At 71.5% G+C, this 20,971-nt stretch carries 19 protein-coding genes; 11 read left to right on the plus strand and 8 right to left on the minus strand.

All coding sequences use genetic code 11. From position 1 onward, the window contains the following. Positions 1–21 precede the first annotated feature (21 nt). Entirely contained in the window at positions 22–945 is a 924-nt protein-coding gene (locus tag AB0C82_RS16310) for a sirohydrochlorin chelatase (protein ID WP_362841637.1), read from the minus strand. Positions 946–1,287: 342 nt separating this feature from the next. Between AB0C82_RS16310 and AB0C82_RS16315 the strand changes: the two genes are divergently transcribed. Together AB0C82_RS16315 and AB0C82_RS16320 are read left to right on the plus strand one after the other, a co-directional pair. After that, the gene (locus tag AB0C82_RS16315; protein ID WP_362841640.1) at positions 1,288–1,896 is read left to right on the plus strand and encodes an ElyC/SanA/YdcF family protein; all 609 of its coding nucleotides are present in this window, start codon (positions 1,288–1,290) and stop codon (positions 1,894–1,896) included. Positions 1,897–2,021: 125 nt separating this feature from the next. Continuing rightward, positions 2,022–4,100, plus strand: a complete 2,079-nt coding sequence (locus AB0C82_RS16320) for a molybdopterin oxidoreductase family protein (protein WP_362841642.1) — start codon at positions 2,022–2,024, stop codon at positions 4,098–4,100. On the opposite strand, the gene AB0C82_RS16325 is transcribed toward AB0C82_RS16320, so the two are convergent. The 3 genes from AB0C82_RS16325 to AB0C82_RS16335 are packed head-to-tail and all read right to left on the minus strand — an operon-like array spanning position 4,063 to position 5,536. Then, positions 4,063–4,512, minus strand: a complete 450-nt coding sequence (locus tag AB0C82_RS16325; protein WP_362841645.1) for a gamma-glutamylcyclotransferase family protein — start codon at positions 4,510–4,512, stop codon at positions 4,063–4,065. The genes AB0C82_RS16320 and AB0C82_RS16325 overlap by 38 nt on opposite strands. Then, positions 4,509–4,850 (minus strand): divalent-cation tolerance protein CutA, encoded by a 342-nt coding sequence (cutA, locus tag AB0C82_RS16330; RefSeq protein ID WP_362842094.1) that lies wholly within the window; start codon positions 4,848–4,850, stop codon positions 4,509–4,511. The genes AB0C82_RS16325 and cutA overlap by 4 nt, the downstream gene beginning before the upstream one ends. Before the next feature lie 56 nt (positions 4,851–4,906). Beyond that, the gene (locus AB0C82_RS16335) at positions 4,907–5,536 is read right to left on the minus strand and encodes an NAD(P)H-dependent oxidoreductase (protein ID WP_362841648.1); all 630 of its coding nucleotides are present in this window, start codon (positions 5,534–5,536) and stop codon (positions 4,907–4,909) included. A 77-nt stretch (positions 5,537–5,613) separates the two neighbouring features. Here AB0C82_RS16335 and AB0C82_RS16340 point away from each other — a divergent pair, with 77 nt between their 5' ends. The 4 genes from AB0C82_RS16340 (at position 5,614) to AB0C82_RS16355 (ending at position 8,574) form a co-directional block, all read left to right on the plus strand. After that, a complete protein-coding gene (locus AB0C82_RS16340; protein WP_362841651.1) occupies positions 5,614–6,402 on the plus strand; it encodes an aminotransferase class IV family protein in 789 nt (262 codons plus the stop codon). A 128-nt stretch (positions 6,403–6,530) separates the two neighbouring features. Next, positions 6,531–6,992 (plus strand): DUF5990 family protein, encoded by a 462-nt coding sequence (locus AB0C82_RS16345; protein ID WP_362841654.1) that lies wholly within the window; start codon positions 6,531–6,533, stop codon positions 6,990–6,992. Positions 6,993–7,381: 389 nt separating this feature from the next. Then, on the plus strand, positions 7,382–7,942 hold the full coding sequence (locus AB0C82_RS16350; RefSeq protein WP_362841657.1) for a hypothetical protein: 561 nt from the start codon (positions 7,382–7,384) through the stop codon (positions 7,940–7,942). Next, entirely contained in the window at positions 7,942–8,574 is a 633-nt protein-coding gene (locus AB0C82_RS16355) for a class F sortase (protein ID WP_362841660.1), read from the plus strand. Before AB0C82_RS16350 ends, AB0C82_RS16355 begins: the two co-directional genes overlap by 1 nt. A gap of 9 nt (positions 8,575–8,583) precedes the next feature. Here AB0C82_RS16355 and AB0C82_RS16360 read toward each other — a convergent pair whose 3' ends face one another. Then, the gene (locus tag AB0C82_RS16360) at positions 8,584–9,375 is read right to left on the minus strand and encodes a TSUP family transporter (RefSeq protein ID WP_362841662.1); all 792 of its coding nucleotides are present in this window, start codon (positions 9,373–9,375) and stop codon (positions 8,584–8,586) included. Positions 9,376–9,546: 171 nt separating this feature from the next. Between AB0C82_RS16360 and AB0C82_RS16365 the strand changes: the two genes are divergently transcribed. From AB0C82_RS16365 to AB0C82_RS16380, 4 genes are all read left to right on the plus strand, one after another. Then, positions 9,547–10,821: an FAD-dependent oxidoreductase gene (locus AB0C82_RS16365; RefSeq protein WP_362841665.1), complete on the plus strand. Its 1,275-nt coding sequence runs from the start codon at positions 9,547–9,549 to the stop codon at positions 10,819–10,821. 1 nt (position 10,822) lies between these two features. Continuing rightward, positions 10,823–13,408 (plus strand): nitrite reductase large subunit NirB, encoded by a 2,586-nt coding sequence (gene nirB, locus AB0C82_RS16370; protein WP_362841668.1) that lies wholly within the window; start codon positions 10,823–10,825, stop codon positions 13,406–13,408. Then, positions 13,408–13,773 (plus strand): nitrite reductase small subunit NirD, encoded by a 366-nt coding sequence (nirD, locus tag AB0C82_RS16375; protein WP_362841670.1) that lies wholly within the window; start codon positions 13,408–13,410, stop codon positions 13,771–13,773. The genes nirB and nirD overlap by 1 nt, the downstream gene beginning before the upstream one ends. A 120-nt stretch (positions 13,774–13,893) precedes the next feature. Further along, on the plus strand, positions 13,894–15,060 hold the full coding sequence (locus tag AB0C82_RS16380) for an alkaline phosphatase PhoX (RefSeq protein WP_362841672.1): 1,167 nt from the start codon (positions 13,894–13,896) through the stop codon (positions 15,058–15,060). A 26-nt stretch (positions 15,061–15,086) separates the two neighbouring features. Here the strand turns inward: AB0C82_RS16380 and AB0C82_RS16385 are convergent, their stop codons facing one another. Continuing rightward, complete coding sequence (locus AB0C82_RS16385) at positions 15,087–15,497, minus strand: VOC family protein (RefSeq protein WP_362841675.1); 411 nt, start codon at positions 15,495–15,497, stop codon at positions 15,087–15,089. 138 nt (positions 15,498–15,635) lie between these two features. Here AB0C82_RS16385 and AB0C82_RS16390 point away from each other — a divergent pair, with 138 nt between their 5' ends. Further along, positions 15,636–16,232 (plus strand): hypothetical protein, encoded by a 597-nt coding sequence (locus AB0C82_RS16390; RefSeq protein WP_362841678.1) that lies wholly within the window; start codon positions 15,636–15,638, stop codon positions 16,230–16,232. 12 nt (positions 16,233–16,244) lie between these two features. Here AB0C82_RS16390 and AB0C82_RS16395 read toward each other — a convergent pair whose 3' ends face one another. Then, positions 16,245–17,246 carry a helix-turn-helix domain-containing protein gene (locus AB0C82_RS16395; protein ID WP_362841681.1) on the minus strand — a complete coding sequence of 334 codons (1,002 nt, stop codon included), beginning with the start codon at positions 17,244–17,246 and terminating at the stop codon, positions 16,245–16,247. Positions 17,247–17,786: 540 nt separating this feature from the next. Next, entirely contained in the window at positions 17,787–20,498 is a 2,712-nt protein-coding gene (ppdK, locus tag AB0C82_RS16400) for a pyruvate, phosphate dikinase (RefSeq protein WP_362841684.1), read from the minus strand. Positions 20,499–20,971 lie beyond the last annotated feature (473 nt).

The following is a 20,971-nucleotide window of genomic DNA, read 5'->3' on the forward strand; positions in this document are numbered from 1 at the left end:
CAAACCAGGGACGAACCGGGGTCAGGCGGACGCCAGAAGCCGTTCGTTCACCGGGGATCCGTAGCCGAGTGCGTGGTCGTACCGGTGCAGCAGCAGCCGCGCCATCGCCGGATGCGCACCGAGTGGTGCGGCCGCTGCCCCCGGTGCGGCGTCGGCTGCCGCGGTGGCGAAGCGGCCGGGTGCGGTGAAGTACGAGGCGATGGCGACCTGGTGGCGGCCCCGGGCTGCGAGGGCGCGCACGGCGGCCGGGACGGTGGGTGCGGCGGCGGAGGCGTAGGCGGGCACGACGGGTATGCCGCCGAGCCGGTCGCTGAGCATCCTGGCGGTACGGCGGGTGTCGGTGGCCGCGTCGGGGTCGCGCGAACCGGCGGCGGCGAGGACGACCCCGGCGCTGCGGCCCGTCCCGTCGCCCGGGTCCCAGCCGGTTTCGAGGAGCCGCCCGTGGAGCGCCTCGACGAGCAGGGGGTGCGGGCCGAGCGGTGCGGCGATCCGGCTCCGCAGGCCGGGTGCGGCGGCCGCCGCGGCGGGCAGGTCGTGCTTGACGTGGTGACCGCGGCTGAGCAGCAGGGGTACGAGGACGGCGTCGCCCTCGCCCACGGCGGCCAGGGTCGCGGGCAGCAGGGGCTGGTTCAGCTCGATGTGGCCGAGACGGACGTCGAGGCCGGGGCGGAGCTCCCTGACCCGTTCGAGGAGTTCCAGGACGGTGCGCAGGGCCCGGGGGTCCCGGCTGCCGTGCGCGACGGCGACCAGCGTGGGGGCGGGTGTGCCGCCGGCCACGGAGGCGGGTCGGGCGTACTGCCGGGTGCGGTGCATGGGCCTGCGGGTTCCGTTCAGGGAGACGAGGCTGAGCTGGGTACCGAGTTGATCGGTGATGCGGGTCAGGAGCTGCGCGGTGCTGTCGAGGGGCAGGGACTCACGGGGATGTTCCGATGCCGGCGCCGTCATGGACCGATGGTGCCGGTCGGACGTTGCCGTGCCGTTGCGTGAGGGTGACGGGTGTTTGCCGTGGGCTCACGGCAGATGTCGCGGAGAGGTGAGCGCGGGAGTGAACTGTTTCGGCCTGTCGTTCGTCCGGTCATAGGGGACGGCAGAACGTGGTGACGACGAACCGACAGGGGGGCCCGGGTGCCCGAGGGACGACTGAGACGGCCGGGTATGCCCGGATGGGCGCGACGGCCGGCGGCGCGGCGGCGGCTCCGGTGGCCGGACAGGCTCCGGTGGCAGGGCCGGCCGAGGCCGTCGCTGCCGCGGAGCCGCCGCGCGCAGCGGCTGGTCGTCCAGGGGCTCATGGTGGCCTGCGTGCTGGGTCTCGCCCCCGCGACCTGGATGCACGCCACGGCCGACGCCCGGGTACGCACGACGGCCGACGCACCCGCACAGCAGGTCGCGGTGGTCTTCGGCGCCGGACTGTGGCGGGGCAGGCCGTCGGCGTATCTCGCACACCGGCTCGACGCGGCCGCCGAGCTGTATCGGACGGGCAAGGTCAGGGTCGTGCTGGTCACGGGCGACAACAGCCGGGTGGAGTACGACGAGCCGGACGCGATGCGGACGTACCTCACCGGGCGCGGGGTGCCGGACGGGCGGATCGTCAGCGACTACGCGGGGTTCGACACCTGGGACTCCTGCGTACGCGCCAAGAGGATCTTCGGGGTCGACCGGGCGGTCCTGGTGAGCCAGGGCTTCCACATCCGGCGCGCGATCGCGCTGTGCCGCAGTGCGGGGATCGACGCGTACGGGGTGGGGGTCGACGCCGTACACGACACGACCTGGTACTACGGCGGTACACGGGAGCTGTTCGCCTCGGCGAAGGCGGGGCTGGACGTCGTGTTCCGGCCGGATCCGCAGTTCCTCGGCCCGCGCGAGCCGGGTGTCACGGAGGCGCTGGCGGCAAGGTGAGCCGTACGGGGGTGACGCCTGCCCGGCCGACCTCACCGCCGGGTCCCGGGCGGGCTGAGGTGGGTGTACCCGGTGCGTAACCGGAAGCTGTGGTGCTCGTAATACCCAGCTCGCACGCTGGGCGTATGGCCCGCACCGAGACTTCCACCCACTGCCCGTACTGCGCCCTGCAGTGCGGGATGAATCTGCGACCGGTCACCGATGGCGCGGTGGTCGAGGTCGTGGAGCGTACCGATTTTCCCGTCAACCGGGGAGCGCTGTGCGGCAAGGGCCGGACCGCGCCCGCCGTGCTCTCGTCGGCGGTGCGGCTCACCGGCCCGCTCGTTCGGAACACCGTGAGCGGCGAGCTGGAGCCGGCCGGCTGGGACGAGGCCCTGGAGCGGATCGCAGACGGGCTGCGCGGGACCCGGGCGGCGCACGGGCCCGACGCCGTCGGGGTGTTCGGCGGGGGCGGGCTGACCAACGAGAAGGCGTACACGCTCGGGAAGTTCGCCCGGGTCGTGCTCGGCACCTCCCAGATCGACTACAACGGCCGCTTCTGCATGTCGTCGGCCGCCGCCGCGCACCAGAGGGCCTTCGGCCTCGACCGCGGGCTGCCGTTCCCCCTGGAGGACATCCCCCGCACCGGGTGCGTGATCCTCGTCGGCTCCAACCTCGCCGAGACGATGCCTCCCGCGCTGCGCTACCTGACCGAGCTGCGGGAGAACGGCGGCAAGCTGATCGTCATCGATCCGCGCCGCACCAGGACGGCCGAGCAGGCGGACCTCCACCTGGCGCCCAGGCCCGGCACCGATCTGGCGCTCGCGCTCGGGATGCTGCACCTGGTGGTGGCCGACGGCCGGGTGGACGAGGAGTTCGTCGCCTCCCGCACGAACGGCTGGGACGAGGCCAGGACCGGGGTGATGTCGCACTGGCCGGAGCTGGTGGAGCGCATCACCGGGGTGCCCGTGCCGCAGCTGCGCGAGGCGGTGGAGATGTTCTGCGGCGCGGAGACCGGCATGGTGCTGACCGCCAGGGGCCCCGAGCAGCAGGCGAAGGGCACCGACACGGTCGGCGCCTGGATCAACCTCTGTCTGGCCACCGGCCGGGCCGGTCGTCCCCTGTCCGGTTACGGCTGTCTGACCGGCCAGGGCAATGGGCAGGGTGGTCGCGAGCACGGCCAGAAGGCCGACCAGCTGCCCGGTTACCGCAAGCTCACGGACCCCGCGGCCCGCCGTCACGTGGCCGGCGTGTGGGGTGTGGACCCGGACTCGCTGCCGGGGCCCGGCCGCAGTGCGTACGAGCTCCTGGACGCGCTGGGGTCGGAGGTGAAGTCGCTCCTGGTGATGGGCTCCAACCCGGTCGTCTCCGCGCCGCGCGCCGGCCACGTCGAGGAGCGGCTGCGGTCGCTGGACTTCCTGGCCGTCGCGGACGTGGTGCTGTCGGAGACGGCGGCGATCGCCGATGTGGTGCTGCCGGTGACGCAGTGGGCCGAGGAGAGCGGGACGACGACCAATCTGGAGGGCCGGGTCCTGCTGCGGCGCCAGGCGGTGACCGCGCCGGAGGGCGTACGCAGCGATCTTGAGGTGCTGAACGGGCTGGCCGGGCTCCTCGGGCACGGCAAGGGCTTCCCGACCGACCCGGAGGAGGTCTTCGACGAGCTGCGCAGGGCCTCGGCGGGCGGCCCAGCGGACTACGCGGGCATCACCTACGAGCGGATCGTGGCGGAGGACGGGGTGTTCTGGCCCTGCCCGGACGTGGAGCACGCCGGTACGCCGCGGCTTTTCCTCGACGGGTTCGCCACGGACGACGGCCGGGCCAGGTTCGTCGCGGTGACGCACCGGCTGTCGGCGGAGGAGACGGACGCGGAGTACCCGGTGGTGCTGACGACCGGGCGGGTCGTCTCCCAGTACCAGTCGGGGGCGCAGACCCGCCGGGTGCCGGAACTGAACGCGGCGGCGCCCGGCCCGTTCGTGGAGCTGCACCCGCGGCTCGCGGAGCGGATCGGGGTGGGGGAGGGCGACGCGGTCGCGGTCACCTCACGGCGGGGGCGGGCCGTGGCGCCGGCCCGGATCACGGTGGCGATCCGGCAGGACACCGTGTTCATGCCGTTCCACTGGGCGGGCGAGGGCCGGGCCAACACGCTGACGAACCCGGCCCTGGACCCGATCTCGCGGATGCCGGAGTTCAAGGTGTGCGCGGTGCGGGTGGAGCCCGCGGGGTGAGCCAGTTCCCGCCGGGGATCCGGGTGCCGCCCGTGCGCAGCGAGCGGGTGACGGCGGCGGCCGCGAAGTAGACCCAGGCGCTGGTCGTGGCCGCTTCCGTCCGGACGTCCCGGGCCACCCGCTCGTACAGGTTGCGCGGGTGGCCCGGGCCGGCGTACCGCTCCAGCCGGTCGAGCATTCCCAGCAGTTCCCCGTAAGCACCGGGCGACGGGACGACGAGGACGCCGTGGACCGTGCCGTGGCCCTCGACGGCGTACGGGTAGCCGGGTCCCTCGTAGAGGAGCGCCCCCGGCAGGAGGGCGGGTTCCTCCCGGGCCGTGCGGCCCAGGAGGAACAGGTCGTGGTTGCGCTGCCCCGGCAGCAGCGTGCCGTAGACGAAGAACGGCAGTTCCGCGGCCGGAGCGGCGGTCACAGGGCCACCACGGGTGCCGTCTGTGCCGTCACCCAGGCGAGGTAGCCGGCGCTGCCGCGCACGACGGGGACCGCGATGATCTCCGGGGTCTCGTAGTCGTGCACCGCCTCGATGTGCTCCTCCAGCTCCTCGTACCGCTCGGCTGTCGTCTTGAACAGCACCTGCCACTCCTCGGTGGACTCGATGGCGTTCTCCCACCGGTAGACGGAGGTGACGGGTGCGGAGATCTGGGCGCAGGCGGCCAGCCGGGCCTCCACCGTGCTCCGGGCGAGGGACCGGGCCTTCTCCTCGCTGTCCGTGGTGGTCAGTACGGTCAGCCATGCCGGCTCGGTCATGATCGGCTCCTCGGGAGTACGTACGGCGGTGGACTCATCGATTGTCGGCCGGGTCCCGGTCAGGCGCCGTACGGGCGGCGCTTCTTGGCGTCCCGCAGTGCGTGCCCCCACCAGACCAGCTGGTCGAGCATCGACTTGGCCGCCGCGTCGGGCACCGTGGGGTCCTTGTGGCGGCCCTCGTCGTCGAAGTGCGTGCCCGCGTTGTGGAAGGAGACGGTGTCGCGCATCGTGACGGCGTGCAGTTCGGCGAAGACCTGCCGGAGCTGCTCGACGGCCCGGAGACCACCGGAGATCCCTCCGTACGAGACGAAGGCGACGGGTTTGGCCTGCCATTCGGCGTGGTGCCAGTCGATGAGGTTCTTGAGCGGGGCGGGGAAGGAGTGGTTGTACTCGGGGGTGAGGACGACGAAGGCGTCGGCCGCCGCCAACCGCGTCGAGACGCGGGCGAGTCGGGCCTTCGCCGCGGGGTCGGGGCTGTAGGAGAGGGCGAACGGGAGGTCCAGTCCGGCGACGTCGAGCAGTTCGGTCTCGATACCGGGGTGGCCGGCCGCCCGGGAGAGGAACCAGTCGGCGACGACGGGGCCGAAGCGCCCTTCACGGTTACTGCCGAGGATGACCGCCACCTTCAGCGGAGCGGGAGTCGTAGTGGCGTGGGATACGGATGCGGATACGTTCGCGTCGAGGTCCATGCCCAGAGGCTCGTGCCTCAACCGCACTTGAGGTCAAGCGGCCCGTTCTCGCGATTTCCCGTCATACGGTGGACGGCATGACAACTCCCGCACAGGCGCCGTACGTAGAGGTCAACGGGCACCCGGCCACCGAGGACGACCTGCGCGTCGCCGCCTTCTTCCCGTACGGCCACTTCACCGCCATGCAGGTCAGGGACGGCGGGGTGCGCGGCCTGGATCTGCACCTCGCCCGGCTGGACGGAGCGAACAGGGAACTGTTCGGCCTGCCGCTGGACGGTGGGTCGGTGCGCGGGCTGGTCGGGCACGCCCTGGAGGGCGCCGGAGTGGTGGACGGCTCGGTGCGGGTGCACGGACTCCTGCCGCCGGGCGAGGGTGCGACGACGGTGATGGTGACGGTACGGCCGCCCGTGCGGACGGCCGGGGCCCCGCAGAGCCTGATGTCGGTCCCGTACGCCCGCGCGGTGCCGCACATCAAGCGCCCCGGCGAGTTCGGCCAGACCTACTACGGGCGGCTGGCGGAACGCGCCGGTTTCGACGGGGCCCTGCTGACCGCACCCGGCGGTGTGGTGACGGAGGGGGCGTTCACCAACATCGGCTTCTGGGACGGCACCTCGGTGGTCTGGCCGGACGCCCCCGCTCTGACCGGCACCACGATGGCGCTCCTCCAGCGGGGGCTCGGCCCCGCCGGCTCGGTGCGGCGGCCGGTGACGCTGGAGGATCTGGGGGCGTACCGGTCGGCGTTCGTCAGCAACTCCCAGGGCATCGCGGCGGTCCACCGGATCGACGACCGGCCCTTCGATGTCGACGAGGCGCTGATGGGACGGCTCGGGAAGGTGTACGAGGACGCGCCCTGGGACAGCGTCTGACGGGGTGCCGTCCGCGCCCGGCGCGCGTAACCGGCGAGCGTGTACCGGCGGCGCGAGGGCCGGTACCCGTGGATATACGGACCGGAGGTCTGGGCCCGGCGCAGGACGGCGAACATATCCTCGGCTCCATGCAGATCCACATCGAAGCCTCCGCGCTGCCGGGCCGCGCCTGCGGGCCGGACTCCGACTTTCCCGGCTACGAGAACATCCATGTCGGGGTGCAGCGCAAGGACCGCCCAGGTGAGCTGCTCGGGCTGTGCCCCGGCGACGCCCCCTCCGCGGACTGGACGCTGGACTGCGTCACGACACCTTCGGAGGAAGGCACGCAGGTGTCGGGGCCGTACGTGCAGAACCGGCTCGGCGGGCGCTTCGTCTACCTGTCCTGGGGAACGGTGGACGACTCGGGAGTGTTCTCCATGTTCCGCCGGGCCAAGCTGATGTTCAGCGACATCGACCCGGCGGTCCTCGACGCGGCCGTACGGACCGGGCATCTCACCGCGCGGCTCGCGCTGACCGACGCGAAGGGACAGCCGTTGTGCGGCCGGCTGCGCGCACCGGTCGTCGAATGGACCGCCACGGGCGGGGCCTGACCCGGCGGGGCGCGCGGAGAGACGACGTCGCCCCCACGGACCCGGGGGGGGGTGGGTCCGTGAGGGCGACTGCCGTGGGGCGACGGCGGGGGGATGCCGTGTCCCGTGGGGGGGTTGTCGTTCGTGTGCCCTGGACCGCCGCGGCCATGCGTGTGACCTGTGTCACACTTGCCCGGCGGCTCGTCACTCGATCGGCACGGGGTGCGCCGCGGCCGACCGAACAGCGCAGCCGCACCGCCCTGACCTGCGGCGACACCAGGGGGCAAGGGTGCCGCGCCGGGCCGTACGGGTGAAAGCTGACCGGGCGTCAGCAGGCGTGAGTGGCGGGGCGACCGTTACCTCGGAGACAGGACACCCATGTTCGTGCCGTCTGCCCGGAGGAATTCCCCATGCTCAGTCCTGCCCGCCTCGTGACCGGTACCGCCGCCTCGGCGCTCACCGTCGCCGCGCTCGGCCTCACTCTCGCCACCCCTTCCGCGTACGCGGGGGACCTCGGCAAGCTGGAGATCACCCCGGCGACCGCCACTCCCGGCGCCACGGTCACCGTGAGCACCACCGCGTGCGGACCCAACGGCTCGGGCATCGGCGACGCGAACTCCCTGGACGCCGGTGACTTCGAGGTGAGCGCCGGGACCCACAAGGAGGTCGTGGTCGGCCGGTTCACCGTGCCGCACGACACCAAGCCCGGAACGTACGGCATCGGCGTCGTGTGCGACAACGGCAAGGAGGCCGGCGGTGACCTCGAAGTGACCGCCGGCGGCGGCTCCCACACGCCCGACCCCTACAAGCCCGAGCACGACCGGCCCGCAGGGCACGTCAGGACCGGCGTCGGCGGCAGCGTGGGGCCGGACACCGCGCAGATCGCCGCGGGCGCCGGCGTGCTCGCCGCGGCGGCCGTCGGCGGGGCGCTGCTGATGCGCCGCCGGGCGAACGGCACGCACGGCAGCTGATGTCCCAGACGGCACAGAAGGCCAAGGGCTGGCTGGTCGGCATCGCCGTACTGTGCGGCCTCTGGCTGATCCAGAACGGGTCCGACACCCTGATCGTGCCGCCCCAGCCGACCGCCGCCGAGTCCTTCGCCGCCGGTCCCCAGCTCCAGCCGGGCTCCCCCGTCGCCGACCCGATGCGCCCGTCCGAACCGGTCCGCATCCGCATCCCCGGCATCGACGTGGACGCGCCGATGATGCGACTGGGGCTGGGGAAGGACGGCAGCCTCGACGTGCCGCCGGACGGGAACCGCAACGTCGCGGGGTGGTTCAAGAACGGCACCCCGCCCGGCGCCAAGGGCACCGCGATCGTCGCCGGCCACGTCGACAACGCCCAGGGGCCGTCCGTCTTCTACGCCCTGGGGGCGCTGAAGCGGGGCACCGCGGTCGAGATCGACCGCAAGGACGGGCGCACGGCCGTCTTCTCGATCGACGCGATCGAGGTGTACGACAACGAGGACTTCCCCGACCAGCGGGTCTACGGCGAGTCGCCGCACGCCTCGCTGCGGCTGATCACCTGCGGCGGCGGATTCTCGGAGAAGACCGGCTACCAGGGCAACGTCGTGGCGTACGCGCACCTCACCGAGGTGCGCTGAGCGACCGGGTCACGCCGTCCACTGGTCGAAGCCGAGCTTGGCGACCAGCGAGAACACCACGACCAGCAGTACGCCGCGCACGAACCCGCTGCCCTTCCTGAGCGCCATCCGCGCACCGAACATGGCGCCCGCCAGATTGAATACGGCCATCAGGGCGGCCAGCTGCCACAGCACCGTGCCCTGGTAGGCGAACATCGCCAGCGCCCCGGCGTTCGTACACACGTTGACGATCTTGGCGTTGGCGGAAGCGGTCACCAGGTCGAGGTGGAGTACGGCGGTCAGCGCGAGCACCAGGAAGGTGCCGGTGCCCGGCCCGAACAGCCCGTCGTAGAAGCCGATGCCGCCGCCGACCAGGACGATCGCCGTGACGGTACGCGCCCGGGAGACCTCGCGGCCCGTACCGTCCCCCGCGACCGCCGTGCCGAACGACGGCCGCAGCAGCACGAAGGCCGCGACTCCGAGCAGCACCACCATGATCACCGGACGCAGGACCTCGCTGCTGATCCCGGCGGCGAAGAACGCACCGGCCATCGAGCCGGTCAGCGCCATGAGCCCGATCCGTACGGCCGTGCCCACCCGCACCGGGGCCTTGCGCAGATACGTGACCGCGGCTCCCGAGGTGCCGACGATCGCCACCGCCTTGTTGGTGCCGAGGATGTGCGCGGCGGACACCTGGGGCAGACCCAGCAGCAACGCGGGCAGGAGCAGCAGCCCTCCCCCGCCCACCACCGCGTCGATCCAGCCGGCCGCCGCGGCGGCCAGGCAGAGGAGAACGAGGGTGGTCAGCGATATCTCGGGCATGATCCCGACCCTAAGCTCCCGGCCGGGCCGTCCGGCACGCGCCCTCACACACCCGGGCGGCCAGCCCGTCGGACCCCTCACACACCTCCCGGCACCGCGCTGAGCGCAAGGTTCCTCCCGGGAAACAGCGGGGATGCGGTCGGGTAACACCCGCCGCGCACTCTCGTCTCCATGAGGACACAGACGGAGAACGCGGCACGTGTGGTGGTGATCGGCGCCGGAATGGCGGGCGCACGGCTCGCCGCCCGGGTCCCCGGTGTCACCGTCATCGGCGAGGAGGAGCACGCCCCGTACAACCGGGTGCTGCTGGCCGAGGTGCTGGCCGGACGGTACGCACCGGACGTGATCGCCCTGCCGCCCGCCGATGTGCGGCGCGGGGTCCGGGTGGTGCGTATCGATCCGGCCGACCGGCTGGTGCACTGCGACGACGGCAGCGTCGTCAGGTACGGGCGCCTGGTGCTGGCCACCGGTTCCAACCCGGTGCTGCCGCCGCTGCGAGGGCTCGGGAACACACTGCCCGACGGGGTGCATCCGTTCCGCACCCTCGACGACTGCCTGGCCCTGCGCGCGGCGGTACGTCCCGGAACGCGCGCCGTCGTCATCGGCGGCGGCCTCCTCGGGGTCTCCGCCGCCCGTGCGCTCGCCGAGTGCGGCGCCCAGGTGGTGCTGGCCCAGCAGGGCGAGCACCTCATGGAACGGCAGCTGGACGCCGAGTCGGCCGGGCTGCTGCGGCGCCACCTCGAAGCCCTCGGGGTCGAGGTGCACACCGAGTGCCGCGTCCGCGGCCTGCGCTGCGCCGACTCCGCGGTACGCGCCGTGGAGCTCGCCGACGGCTACGAGCTGGAGGCCGAGATCACGGTGCTGGCCTGCGGGGTCCGCCCCCGTACGGGCCTGGCGCTCGCCGCCGGTCTCGACGTCCGCAAGGGCATCGTGGTGGACGACGAACTGCGCACGTCCGACCCGTACATCCACGCGGTCGGCGACTGCGCCGAGCACGACTCGACCGTCTACGGCCTGGCGGGCGCCGCACTGGAGCAGGCGGACGTACTGGCCGAGGTACTGGCCGGCCGGCCCGCCCGCTACACCGGCACCCGCGCCCTGACCCGGCTGACCCTGCGCTCCCCCGCCGCGTCCGCCGCACCAGCCCCGGCGCTCGCCGGTGCGCTCGCCGCCGGCACTGCCGCCACCGCCCCGGCGACCGGGGCGCTCGACCTGGCCGCGTTCGGGGATTCCCGGCCGCTGCCCGGCGACGACGTGATCCGGCTGGCCGACGCCACCAAGGGCGCGTACCGCTCGGTCGTCGTCCGCGGCGACCGGCTGGCCGGCGGGGTGCTGTTCGGCGACCTGGGCGCGGTCGGGACCCTCGCCCGCACCTGGCAGAACGACGAACCGCTGCCCGCCGACATGTCCCTGCTCCACCTGCTCACCAACGACGGAGGTCTCTGAGATGCCGGTGCCCACTTCCCCGAACGCTCCCGCCGCAGGAGTGCCGACGATCGTGGTCGTCGGGCACGGCATGGTCGGCCAGCGGTTCCTGGAGGCACTCGCCGACCGCGGTCTCACCGCGACGGCGGGCACCGCCCGGGTCGTCGTGCTCTGCGAGGAGCCCCGTCCTGCCTACGACCGGGTCCAGCTGACCTCGTACTTCTCCGGGAAGACCCCGGACGACCTGTCCCTCGTCGAGCCGGACTTCATGGCGCGGCACGGCATCGAGCTGCACCTCGGCGACCCGGCCGAAAGCGTCGACCGCGAGGCGCGCCGGGTGGTCTCCCGCTCCGGGCTGACGTTCACGTACGACACGCTGGTCCTGGCGACCGGCTCCTACCCCTTCGTGCCGCCGGTCCCCGGCAAGGACGCCGAGGGGTGCTTCGTCTACCGCACCATCGAGGACCTGCTCGCCATCGAGGAGTACGCGAAGACGGCGACGACGGGCGCGGTGGTCGGCGGAGGGCTGCTCGGCCTGGAGGCGGCCGGAGCGCTCAAGGGCCTCGGACTCGAGACGCACGTGGTGGAGTTCGCGCCCCGGCTGATGCCGGTCCAGGTCGACGCGGGCGGCGGCGCCGCGCTGCTGCGCACCATCGAGAACATGGGTCTCAGCGTTCACACGGGTGTCGGTACGCAGGAGGTCACCGCGGACGACAACGGCGCGGTGAACGGCATGTCCCTCTCCGACGGCTCCTCCCTCGCAACGGACCTCGTGGTCTTCTCGGCCGGCGTACGGCCCCGGGACCAGCTGGCCCGTGACTGCGGTCTGGCGGTCGGCCAGCGCGGCGGCATCATCGTCGACGAGGAGTGCCGTACGTCCGACAGTGACGTGTTCGCGATCGGCGAGTGCGCCCTGGCCTCGGACGGCCGGGTGTACGGGCTGGTGGCGCCGGGTTACGAGATGGCGCAGACGGTGGCCGGGGTGATCGCCGGCGAGACGGCCTCCTTCACCGGCGCCGACCTGTCGACCAAGCTGAAGCTGCTCGGGGTGGACGTGGCCTCGTTCGGTGACGCGCACGGCGCGGCCGAGGGCTGCCTCGACGTCGTCTACTCGGACTCCCGCTCGGGCGTCTACAAGAAGCTGGTCATAGGCCAGGACGGCACCCTGCTCGGCGGGGTGCTCGTCGGGGACGCCGACCAGTACGGCACGCTGCGGCCGATGACCGGCACGGTCCTGCCCGTGGCGCCCGAGCAGCTGGTGCTGCCGGCGGGCGCGGGCGGCCCGGTCACCCTCGGCCCGTCCTCGCTGCCGGACGACGCCGTGATCTGCTCCTGCCACAACGTGACCAAGGGCGCGATCTGCGAGCACACCACCCTGCCCGAGGTGAAGAAGTGCACCAAGGCCGGTACGGGCTGCGGGAGTTGCGTCAAGGTCATCGGCCAGCTGCTGCCGCAGAGCGCCGACAAGGGCCTGTGCGGCTGCTTCTCGTACACCCGCAGTGAGCTGTACGAGATCGTCAGGACCCTGGGGACCACCTCGTACGCGGCGCTGCTCGACTCACACGGCCGCCCGGCGGCGCGTGGCGGGGACGGCTGCGAGGTCTGCAAGCCGACGGTCGGTTCGATCATCGCCTCGCTGGCGCCCACGCTCGGAGCGAGCGGCTACGTGCTGGACGGCGAGCAGGCGGCCCTCCAGGACACCAACGACCACTTCCTGGCCAACCTCCAGCGCAACGGCTCGTACTCGATCGTCCCGCGCATCCCGGGCGGCGAGATCACCCCCGAGAAACTGATCGTGATCGGCGAGGTGGCCCGGGACTTCGGGCTCTACACGAAGATCACCGGCGGCCAGCGCATCGACATGTTCGGCGCCCGCGTCGACCAGCTGCCGCTGATCTGGACCCGGCTCGTGGACGCCGGCTTCGAGTCGGGGCACGCGTACGGGAAGTCGCTGCGGACGGTCAAGTCCTGCGTGGGGCAGACCTGGTGCCGCTACGGCGTGCAGGACTCGGTGAAGATGGCCATCGATCTGGAGCTGCGCTACCGGGGCCTTCGCTCCCCGCACAAGCTCAAGTCGGCGGTCTCCGGATGTGCCCGCGAGTGCGCCGAGGCGCGCGGCAAGGACTTCGGCATCATCGCCACCGCCAACGGCTGGAACCTGTACGTCGGCGGCAACGGAGGCGCCGAACCGCGCCACGCGGACCTGCTGGCCCAGGACCTGTCCGACGCCGAACTGGTGCGTCTCATCGACCGGTTCCTGATGTTCTACATCCGTACGGCCGAGCGGCTGGAACGCACCTCGACCTGGCTGGACCGGATCGAGGGCGGTCTCGACCACGTACGCGACGTGGTCGTCCACGACTCGCTGGGAATCTGCGCCGAACTGGAACGCCTGATGAGCGACCACGTCGCCGGCTACCGCGACGAGTGGGCGGAGACCATCAACGACCCCGAGCGGCTGCGCCGCTTCGTCACCTTCGTCAACGCCCCCGACGCACCCGACCCCTCGGTGAAGTTCGTCCCGGAGCGGGACCAGGTCAAGCCCGACCTGGACATCCTCGCGGGACCGGTGCTCGCCATCCGCACACTTGAAGGGACCGCCTCCTGATGTCAGTACAGACGGCAACGACCGAGACGGCACAGGACACCGAGGTGATCCAGCTCGCCCACGGGGACGACTGGTTCACGGTCTGCGACCGCTCACTGCTGACGCCGGGGCGGGGGGTCGCGGCCCTGCTCCCGGACGGCCGCCAGGTCGCGCTCTTCGTGGACCGGTCGGGCAAGGCGTACGCGATCGACAACCGCGACCCCTTCACCGGCGCGTACGTGCTCTCGCGGGGTCTGGTGGGCTCCGCGGGGGGCCGGCCGTTCGTCGCCTCGCCCCTGCTGAAGCAGCGCTTCGATCTGGCGACGGGCAGCTGCCTGGACGACGACGAGGTCTCGGTCCCGGTGTTCGTGGTCCGGGCGGACTGACCGCGTGCGCGGAGCGTTCACCCGTCGTTGCCGCTCCGTCAACTGCGCCGCTCTACTGTCCTGACGCGCGACCCGCCGCCCGACCGGGCGGCGGGCCCTCACGTCACCTGTGGAGTGATCGTGGAACGTCGGACATTTCTGCGCACAGCGGTGGTCGGAACCTCGGCGGCGGCCTTCGGCGGCACCCTGTGGCGGGGCGCCGCCTTCGCGGCCCCGGCCCAGCCGGCCCCCGGCCCCTACGGGGCGCTCCAGCCGGCCAACGCCAACGGCATCCTGCTGCCCAGCGGTTTCACCAGCAGGATCATCGCCCGCTCGGGCCAGACCGTCGCCGGAACCTCGTACACCTGGCACAGCGCACCCGACGGCGGCGCCACCTTCGCCGACGGCACCGGCTGGATCTACGTCTCCAACGCCGAGGTCTCCTCGGGCAGCGGCGGCGGCGCGAGTGCCGTGCGCTTCAACTCCGCGGGCACCGTCACCTCCGCCTCCCGCATCCTGTCCGGCACCAACAACAACTGCGCGGGCGGCCGTACGCCGTGGGACACCTGGCTGTCCTGCGAGGAGGTCAGCCGCGGCTTCGTGTACGAGACCGACCCGTGGGGGGTCGACGCGGCGGTGCAGCGTCCCGCGATGGGCCGCTTCAAGCACGAGGCGGCGGCGGCCGACCCCGACCACGGCTACGTGTACCTCACCGAGGACGAGACGGACGGCCGCTTCTACCGGTTCCGCCCCACCACCTGGGGCAACCTGTCGAGCGGCACCCTCCAGGTGCTGGTGGCGGGAACCGGCACCTCGGGCCCGGTGACCTGGGCAACGGTCCCCGATCCGGACGGCTCGCCCACCCTGACCCGCTACCAGGTCTCCGGCGCCAAGGTCTTCAACGGCGGCGAGGGATGCTTCTACGCGGCGGGCACCTGCTGGTTCACCACCAAGGGCGACAACCGGGTGTGGGCGTACGACGCCAACACCTCGTCCCTCTCCCTCGCCTACGACGACTCCCTCGTCACCAGCGGGACGGCCCCGCTGACGGGCGTCGACAACGTCACCCGCTCGGGCTCCGGTGACCTCTACGTCGCGGAGGACGGCGGGAACATGGAGATCTGCCTGATCACGCCCGCCGGCACGATCGCCCCGTTCCTGCGGATCAGCGGTCAGTCCGGCTCGGAGATCACCGGCCCGGCGTTCTCCCCCGACGGCAGCCGTCTCTACTTCTCCTCGCAGCGCGGCACGAGCGGGAGTTCGTCCGGCGGCATCACCTACGAGGTGACGGGGCCGTTCCGCGGCTAGTTGTTCCGTCCGGCGGCCGTGGCGGGTCAGCCCTGGCCTTCCACCGCCGCCGGGTCCATCCACATGACCTCCCAGACGTGGTGGTCGGGGTCCTGGAAGGAGCGGCCGTACATGGTGCCGTAGTCCATGGGGTCGTTGGCCGGGAAGCCACCGGCGGCGAGCGCGGCGTCGGCGAGCTCGTCGACCTTCTCCCGGCTGTCCGCGCTCAGACAGAGGATGACCTCGGTGGACTTCTCGGAGTCGGCGATCCGCTTCTTGGTGAACTCGCTGAACTTCGGCTCGGTGAGCAGCATCACGAAGATCGCGTCGCTGACGACCACGCACGCGGCCGTCTCGTCGCTGAACTGCGGGTTGATCCCGTAGCCGAGCTTCGCGAAGAAGTTCTTGGTCGTCTCCAGGTCCTTGACCGGCAGGTTCACGAAGATCATCTGAGGCATGACGTCCACTCTTTCCTTCGTCCGGGTGTTCTGCCCGGCGTTCTCTCCGGGCGCCTTCGTTGGTTAGACGAACGGGCTCCACGGAACTCATCGCTCCGCCGGCGGGAAGTTTTCCGCGGAGGCCCTACCGTCGGACCTATGAGCGGAACGAGGGACGGCGGGGCCACGGGCAGGCGCATCACCGAGAAGGTGTCGGCGGACGCCCTGCGCGGAGCGACGGGCCGGGACTGGGACGGCTGGTTCGCCGAGCTTGACGCCTGGGGCGCCACGCGGCGTACGCACACCGAGATCGCCACGCACCTGCGGGAGGAGCACGGGGTCGACGGCTGGTACGCCCAGAGCGTCTCCGTGGGGTACGAGCAGGAGCGCGGTATGCGCGAGGTCGGCCAGTCCTCGACCGGCGACTGGAACACCTCGGGCAGCCGGACCGTCGGCGCGCCGCCCGATCGCGTCCTGGACGCCTTCACCGACCCCGGGGTGCGTGAACGCTGGCTCCCGGGCGTCGTGCTCACCGAGCGCTCCCGGCAGCCCGCCCGATCGCTGAGCGCCGGCTTCCGCGACGCTTCCGGGGAAGCGGGGCGCCTCTCCGTGTGGCTCACCGCCCTGCCCGACGGCCGTACCCGGCTGGGCGTCGGCCACGAGAAGCTGGCGGACGCCGCAGCCGTGGCCGCGTACAAGGCGTTCTGGAAGGAGCGGCTGGCCGTGCTCAAGGCGCTCCTGGAGGAGTCCCCCTGACCGCCCGGGCCGTCAGGACACGGCCAGCGGGGCGCCGCCCCTGAGCAGTGACCCGCCCAGCGGGGTGAGCGTGTGCAGCACCGAGCTGCCGTTGCGCAAGGTGCGGACCAGTCCCGCCTCGCGCAGCACACAGGCGTGCTGGCTCGCCGAGGCGAGGGACACCCCGGCCCTGCGGGCGAGTTCGCTGGTCGTGCAGCCGTTGCCGATGGCCCCGAGGACGGACGAACGGGTGTGCCCCAGGAGCCGGCCGAGCCAGGGGCCCGGTTCGGCGAAGACCGGGGCGCCCGGGTGGGTGGCCGGGTAGACGAGGACGGGCACCAGCCGTGGGTCGCGGTAGACGACCGGGGTGCCGCGGCAGAAGAAGGAGGGCTGGAGCAGCAGCCCTCGCCCGTCGAGGTGCAGGTCGCGGTCCACGGGGTAGTCCGCCTCCAGCACGGGTGCCCGCCAGCGGATCATCGGCGGCAGGCCCGCAAGGAGCTCGTCGGCGCCTCCGTCGAGCAGGGCCCTGCCGCGTACGGCCCGGTCGGCCTCCACGCTCGCCTGGATGTGCGGCCAGTACGGTTCGACGGCGGCGCGGTGGTAGCCGCGCAACGCCGCGATGAGCCGGCCGAGGGGTTCGGCGCGTCCCTCGGAGAGCGCGTCGAGCAGCGCCTGCGGGGAGCGGCCGCCGGGTATCCCCCGCCCGGCCCCGAGGAGGGTCAGCTCGCTGTGCAGCCGGCCTGCCGGTGTGTCGCGCAGGGCTTCCATCCCGGCGTCCAGCGAGAAGGGCTCCGCGCCTTGCGCGGAAGGCGTCAGAAAGTCCGGGAAATAGCCCCGGGGCGGAACCACCGCCGCCAGCAGACGTGTTTCACCATTCAACCGGGTCCGGGATTCTGTACGCCATTTACCGAACACCGAGGAAGCACGCCGGTCCCTCAGTCGGTGAAAACTGAGAATGGTTTCCCATAATGCGTCCGGCCGTGTGGCCATCCGCACCTTGGAGAGGTCCATTCCGGACACATGGATACGCAGCACCGATCCCCCACCTTGTTGCAACCGCAATCGCCCCGATCGAAGGGTATGCATACCGTCACACGACGTCACCACGGGGTTTCGGCCACAGTTGAAACGTCTCGCTTGCATCCGCTTCACCCGAAAAGCTGTACGACGTCGGGCACGAAACCGGAGCCGCCGAAAGAACGAGTGAAGGCCGTGGGGGGCTTTGCCCGTTCGGCGGCGGTCGGCTCCGGTTACGGCTCCGTGTCCGGCGGGGGTAAGCCGGGTGCGGTCCATGGGTGGGGATCCATGGACCGCACCCCGGTCCCGCAGCGAACCTGAATTCGCGCAAGGAACGAGAAAAGAACCGCGCTCAACCATCCGGCTTTCAACGGAATCCACCGCTTGCGCACACCGCTTTACCAGGAGCACGCAGCGGCACGGGCGCGGGCACAGCGAAGCGGCGGCACCCCCGCACAGGGTGCCGCCGCTTCTTCGTAGCTCCGGGGCCGCCGCCGGTTCGCGGTGAGGGTCGGTACGGTCCGACGGCAGCCCAGGAGTCAGCCGGTCACCGCCGGGTCAGCGGCTGTCGCTCCCCTTGGACTCGGCCGCCGCCCGGCCCGCCTCCAGGCGGGCCACCGGGATGCGGAACGGCGAGCAGGACACGTAGTCCAGGCCCACCTCGTGGAAGAAGTGCACCGACTCCGGGTCGCCGCCGTGCTCGCCGCAGACCCCGAGCTTGAGGTCGGGACGGGTCGCCCGGCCGGCCTCGACGGCGCTGCGCACGAGCGCGCCGACACCGTCCCGGTCGATCGTCTCGAACGGCGACACCCCGAAGATGCCCTTCTCCAGGTACGCGGTAAAGAAGGATGCCTCCACGTCGTCACGGGAGAAGCCCCACACGGTCTGGGTGAGGTCGTTCGTGCCGAAGGAGAAGAACTGCGCGGCCTCGGCGATCTGGCCCGCGGTCAGCGCGGCACGCGGCAGCTCGATCATCGTGCCGATGGTCAGCTTCAGATCCACGCCGGTGGCGGCCTCGACCTCGGCGATGACCTGGTCGGCCTCGTCGCGGACGATCTCCAGCTCCTGGACCGTTCCGACGAGCGGAATCATGATCTCGGGACGCGGGTCGCCCTTGGCGTTCTTGCGCTGCGCCGCCGCTTCGGCGATGGCGCGGACCTGCATCTTGAACAGCCCCGGGATGACCAGGCCGAGGCGTACGCCGCGCAGACCCAGCATCGGGTTCTGCTCGTGCAGCTTGTGCACGGCCTGCAGGAGGCGCAGGTCGTTCTCGTTGGCGTCCTTACGGGACTCGGCGAGCGCGACCCGGACCGACAGCTCGGTGATGTCGGGCAGGAACTCGTGCAGCGGCGGGTCGAGCAGCCGCACGGTGACGGGCAGGCCGTCCATCGACTCGAACAGCTCGATGAAGTCGGCCTTCTGGAGCGGCAGCAGCTGCGCGAGGGCGGTCTCGCGCTCGTCGTCGGTGTCCGCGAGGATCAGCTTCTCGACCATCTCGCGGCGCTCACCGAGGAACATGTGCTCGGTGCGGCACAGGCCGATGCCCTGGGCCCCGAAACGGCGTGCCCGCAGGGCGTCCTCGGCGTTGTCCGCGTTGGCCCGTACGCGCAGCCGGCGTACTCGGTCCGCGTACGCCATGATCCGGTGCACGGCGGCGACGAGCTCGTCGGCGTCGTCGGCGCCCGCGTGCATCCGGCCCTCGAAGTACTCGACGACCGGCGACGGCACGACGGGGACCTCACCGAGGTAGACCTTGCCGGTGGAACCGTCGATCGAGACGGTGTCGCCCTCCTCGATCACCCGGCCGCCCACCGTCATCCGGCGGCGCTTGGTGTCGACCTCCAGGTCCTCGGCTCCACAGACACAGGTCTTGCCCATGCCGCGGGCCACGACGGCCGCGTGCGAGGTCTTGCCACCGCGCGAGGTCAGGATGCCCTCGGCGGCGATCATGCCGTCGAGGTCGTCGGGGTTGGTCTCGCGGCGGATGAGGATGACCTTCTCGCCGGACCGGGACCACTTGACCGCCGTGTACGAGTCGAAGACGGCCTTGCCGACCGCCGCACCCGGGGACGCGGCGATGCCTCGGCCCAGCAGCTCGGTCTTCGCCGCGTCGTCGAAGCGGGGGAACATCAGCTGCGCGAGCTGGGCCCCGTTGACGCGCTGGAGCGCCTCTGCCTCGTCGATCAGGCCCTGGTCGACCAGCTGGGTGGCGATACGGAAGGCGGCACCCGCGGTGCGCTTGCCGACCCGGGTCTGGAGCATCCAGAGCTGACCGCGCTCGATGGTGAACTCGATGTCGCAGAGATCCTTGTAGTGGGTCTCCAGCGTCTCCATGATCTTCATCAGCTGGTCGTACGACTTCTTGTCGATCGACTCGAGATCGGCGAGCGCAACGGTGTTGCGGATACCGGCGACGACGTCCTCGCCCTGCGCGTTCTCCAGGTAGTCGCCGTAGACGCCCTGGTGACCGCTGGCCGGGTCACGGGTGAAGGCCACGCCCGTACCGGAGCCGGCGCCGAGGTTGCCGAAGACCATCGAGCAGACGTTGACGGCCGTGCCGAGGTCGCCCGGGATGCGCTCCTGGCGGCGGTAGAGCTTGGCGCGGTCGGTGTTCCACGAGTCGAAGACCGCGTTTATGGCGAGGTCCATCTGCTCACGCGCGTCCTGCGGGAAGTCGCGGCCGGCCTCCTGCTTGACGATCTTCTTGAAGTGCTTGACCAGCTTCTTCAGATCGTCGGCGGCGAGGTCGGTGTCGACGGTGACCTTCTTGGCGTGCTTGGCGGCCTCCAGGGCCTCCTCGAACAGGTCGCCGTCGACGCCGAGGACGGTCTTCCCGAACATCTGGATGAGGCGGCGGTAGGAGTCCCACGCGAAGCGCTCCTCACCGGCCTGGCCGGCGAGCCCGACGACGGACTCGTCGGAGAGGCCGATGTTGAGGACCGTGTCCATCATCCCGGGCATCGAGAACTTGGCACCGGAGCGGACGGAGACCAGCAACGGGTCGTCGGCCTGCCCGAGCTTCTTGCCCATCTTCTGCTCAAGGGCGTCGAGGTGGGCGCTGACCTCCTCGCGCAGAGCGGCCGGCGCCTCGCCACTGTCGAGGTAGACCTTGCACGCCTCGGTCGTGATGGTGAAACCGGGAGGAACGGGGAGCCCGAGATTGGTCATCTCGGCGAGGTTGGCACCCTTGCCACCCAGGAGATCTTTCAGATCCTTGTTGCCCTCGGTGAAGTCGTAGACGAACTTCTGGGGATCTTTGTTTTCCGACACGGGTCTCGACTCCTCGAGGACGCGGTGGCTGCCCTGACGGCGAGGAACATACCCAGATCGAAGGTGTCTGGGTACGTCCACTTGCCCGTCATGCGGCCTCAACCACCCGTCCGCCAGCAGATCGAAAGTGGAAGGGCACTCGGACGAGGCCCGGGGCATTGCTTCATCTCTTGCACTCAAAGTGACAGTACGCAACAAGATTCCCCGGTTTGAGCACACCACGTAACAACTGCATCAAGTGATCAAGGTTAAGCCCCCTGGCACCCAGTGCCATCATTTGAGAAGTACAGCGTCCGCGCTATCGCTCATCTGAGCAACCCACCCCTCAGGGGTGGCGAGAATCACGCCCCCGAGCGCGCTCAGATGTCATCATCCGGACGCCATATGGGCACCACCTGGTCACCCAGCGGCGAGCTGGGCGGAGCAGAGCGTGAGGTCGGCGACGAAAGCCCGCCGGATCGACGCGCGGCGCT

The organism is Streptomyces sp. NPDC048560 (genome assembly GCF_040650955.1).
GTDB lineage: Bacteria > Actinomycetota > Actinomycetes > Streptomycetales > Streptomycetaceae > Streptomyces.

Bases quoted from the DNA above. Each gene is read 5' to 3' on its own strand.
- AB0C82_RS16310 (WP_362841637.1), bottom strand. From the start codon at position 945: ATGACGGCGCCGGCATCGGAACATCCCCGTGAGTCCCTGCCCCTCGAC.
- AB0C82_RS16315 (WP_362841640.1), top strand. From the start codon at position 1,288: ATGGTGGCCTGCGTGCTGGGTCTCGCCCCCGCGACCTGGATGCACGCC.
- AB0C82_RS16320 (WP_362841642.1), top strand. From the start codon at position 2,022: ATGGCCCGCACCGAGACTTCCACCCACTGCCCGTACTGCGCCCTGCAG.
- AB0C82_RS16335 (WP_362841648.1), bottom strand. From the start codon at position 5,536: ATGGACCTCGACGCGAACGTATCCGCATCCGTATCCCACGCCACTACG.
- AB0C82_RS16340 (WP_362841651.1), top strand. From the start codon at position 5,614: ATGACAACTCCCGCACAGGCGCCGTACGTAGAGGTCAACGGGCACCCG.
- AB0C82_RS16345 (WP_362841654.1), top strand. From the start codon at position 6,531: ATGCAGATCCACATCGAAGCCTCCGCGCTGCCGGGCCGCGCCTGCGGG.
- AB0C82_RS16350 (WP_362841657.1), top strand. From the start codon at position 7,382: ATGCTCAGTCCTGCCCGCCTCGTGACCGGTACCGCCGCCTCGGCGCTC.
- AB0C82_RS16355 (WP_362841660.1), top strand. From the start codon at position 7,942: ATGTCCCAGACGGCACAGAAGGCCAAGGGCTGGCTGGTCGGCATCGCC.
- AB0C82_RS16360 (WP_362841662.1), bottom strand. From the start codon at position 9,375: ATGCCCGAGATATCGCTGACCACCCTCGTTCTCCTCTGCCTGGCCGCC.
- AB0C82_RS16365 (WP_362841665.1), top strand. From the start codon at position 9,547: ATGAGGACACAGACGGAGAACGCGGCACGTGTGGTGGTGATCGGCGCC.
- nirB (WP_362841668.1), top strand. From the start codon at position 10,823: ATGCCGGTGCCCACTTCCCCGAACGCTCCCGCCGCAGGAGTGCCGACG.
- nirD (WP_362841670.1), top strand. From the start codon at position 13,408: ATGTCAGTACAGACGGCAACGACCGAGACGGCACAGGACACCGAGGTG.
- AB0C82_RS16385 (WP_362841675.1), bottom strand. From the start codon at position 15,497: ATGCCTCAGATGATCTTCGTGAACCTGCCGGTCAAGGACCTGGAGACG.
- AB0C82_RS16390 (WP_362841678.1), top strand. From the start codon at position 15,636: ATGAGCGGAACGAGGGACGGCGGGGCCACGGGCAGGCGCATCACCGAG.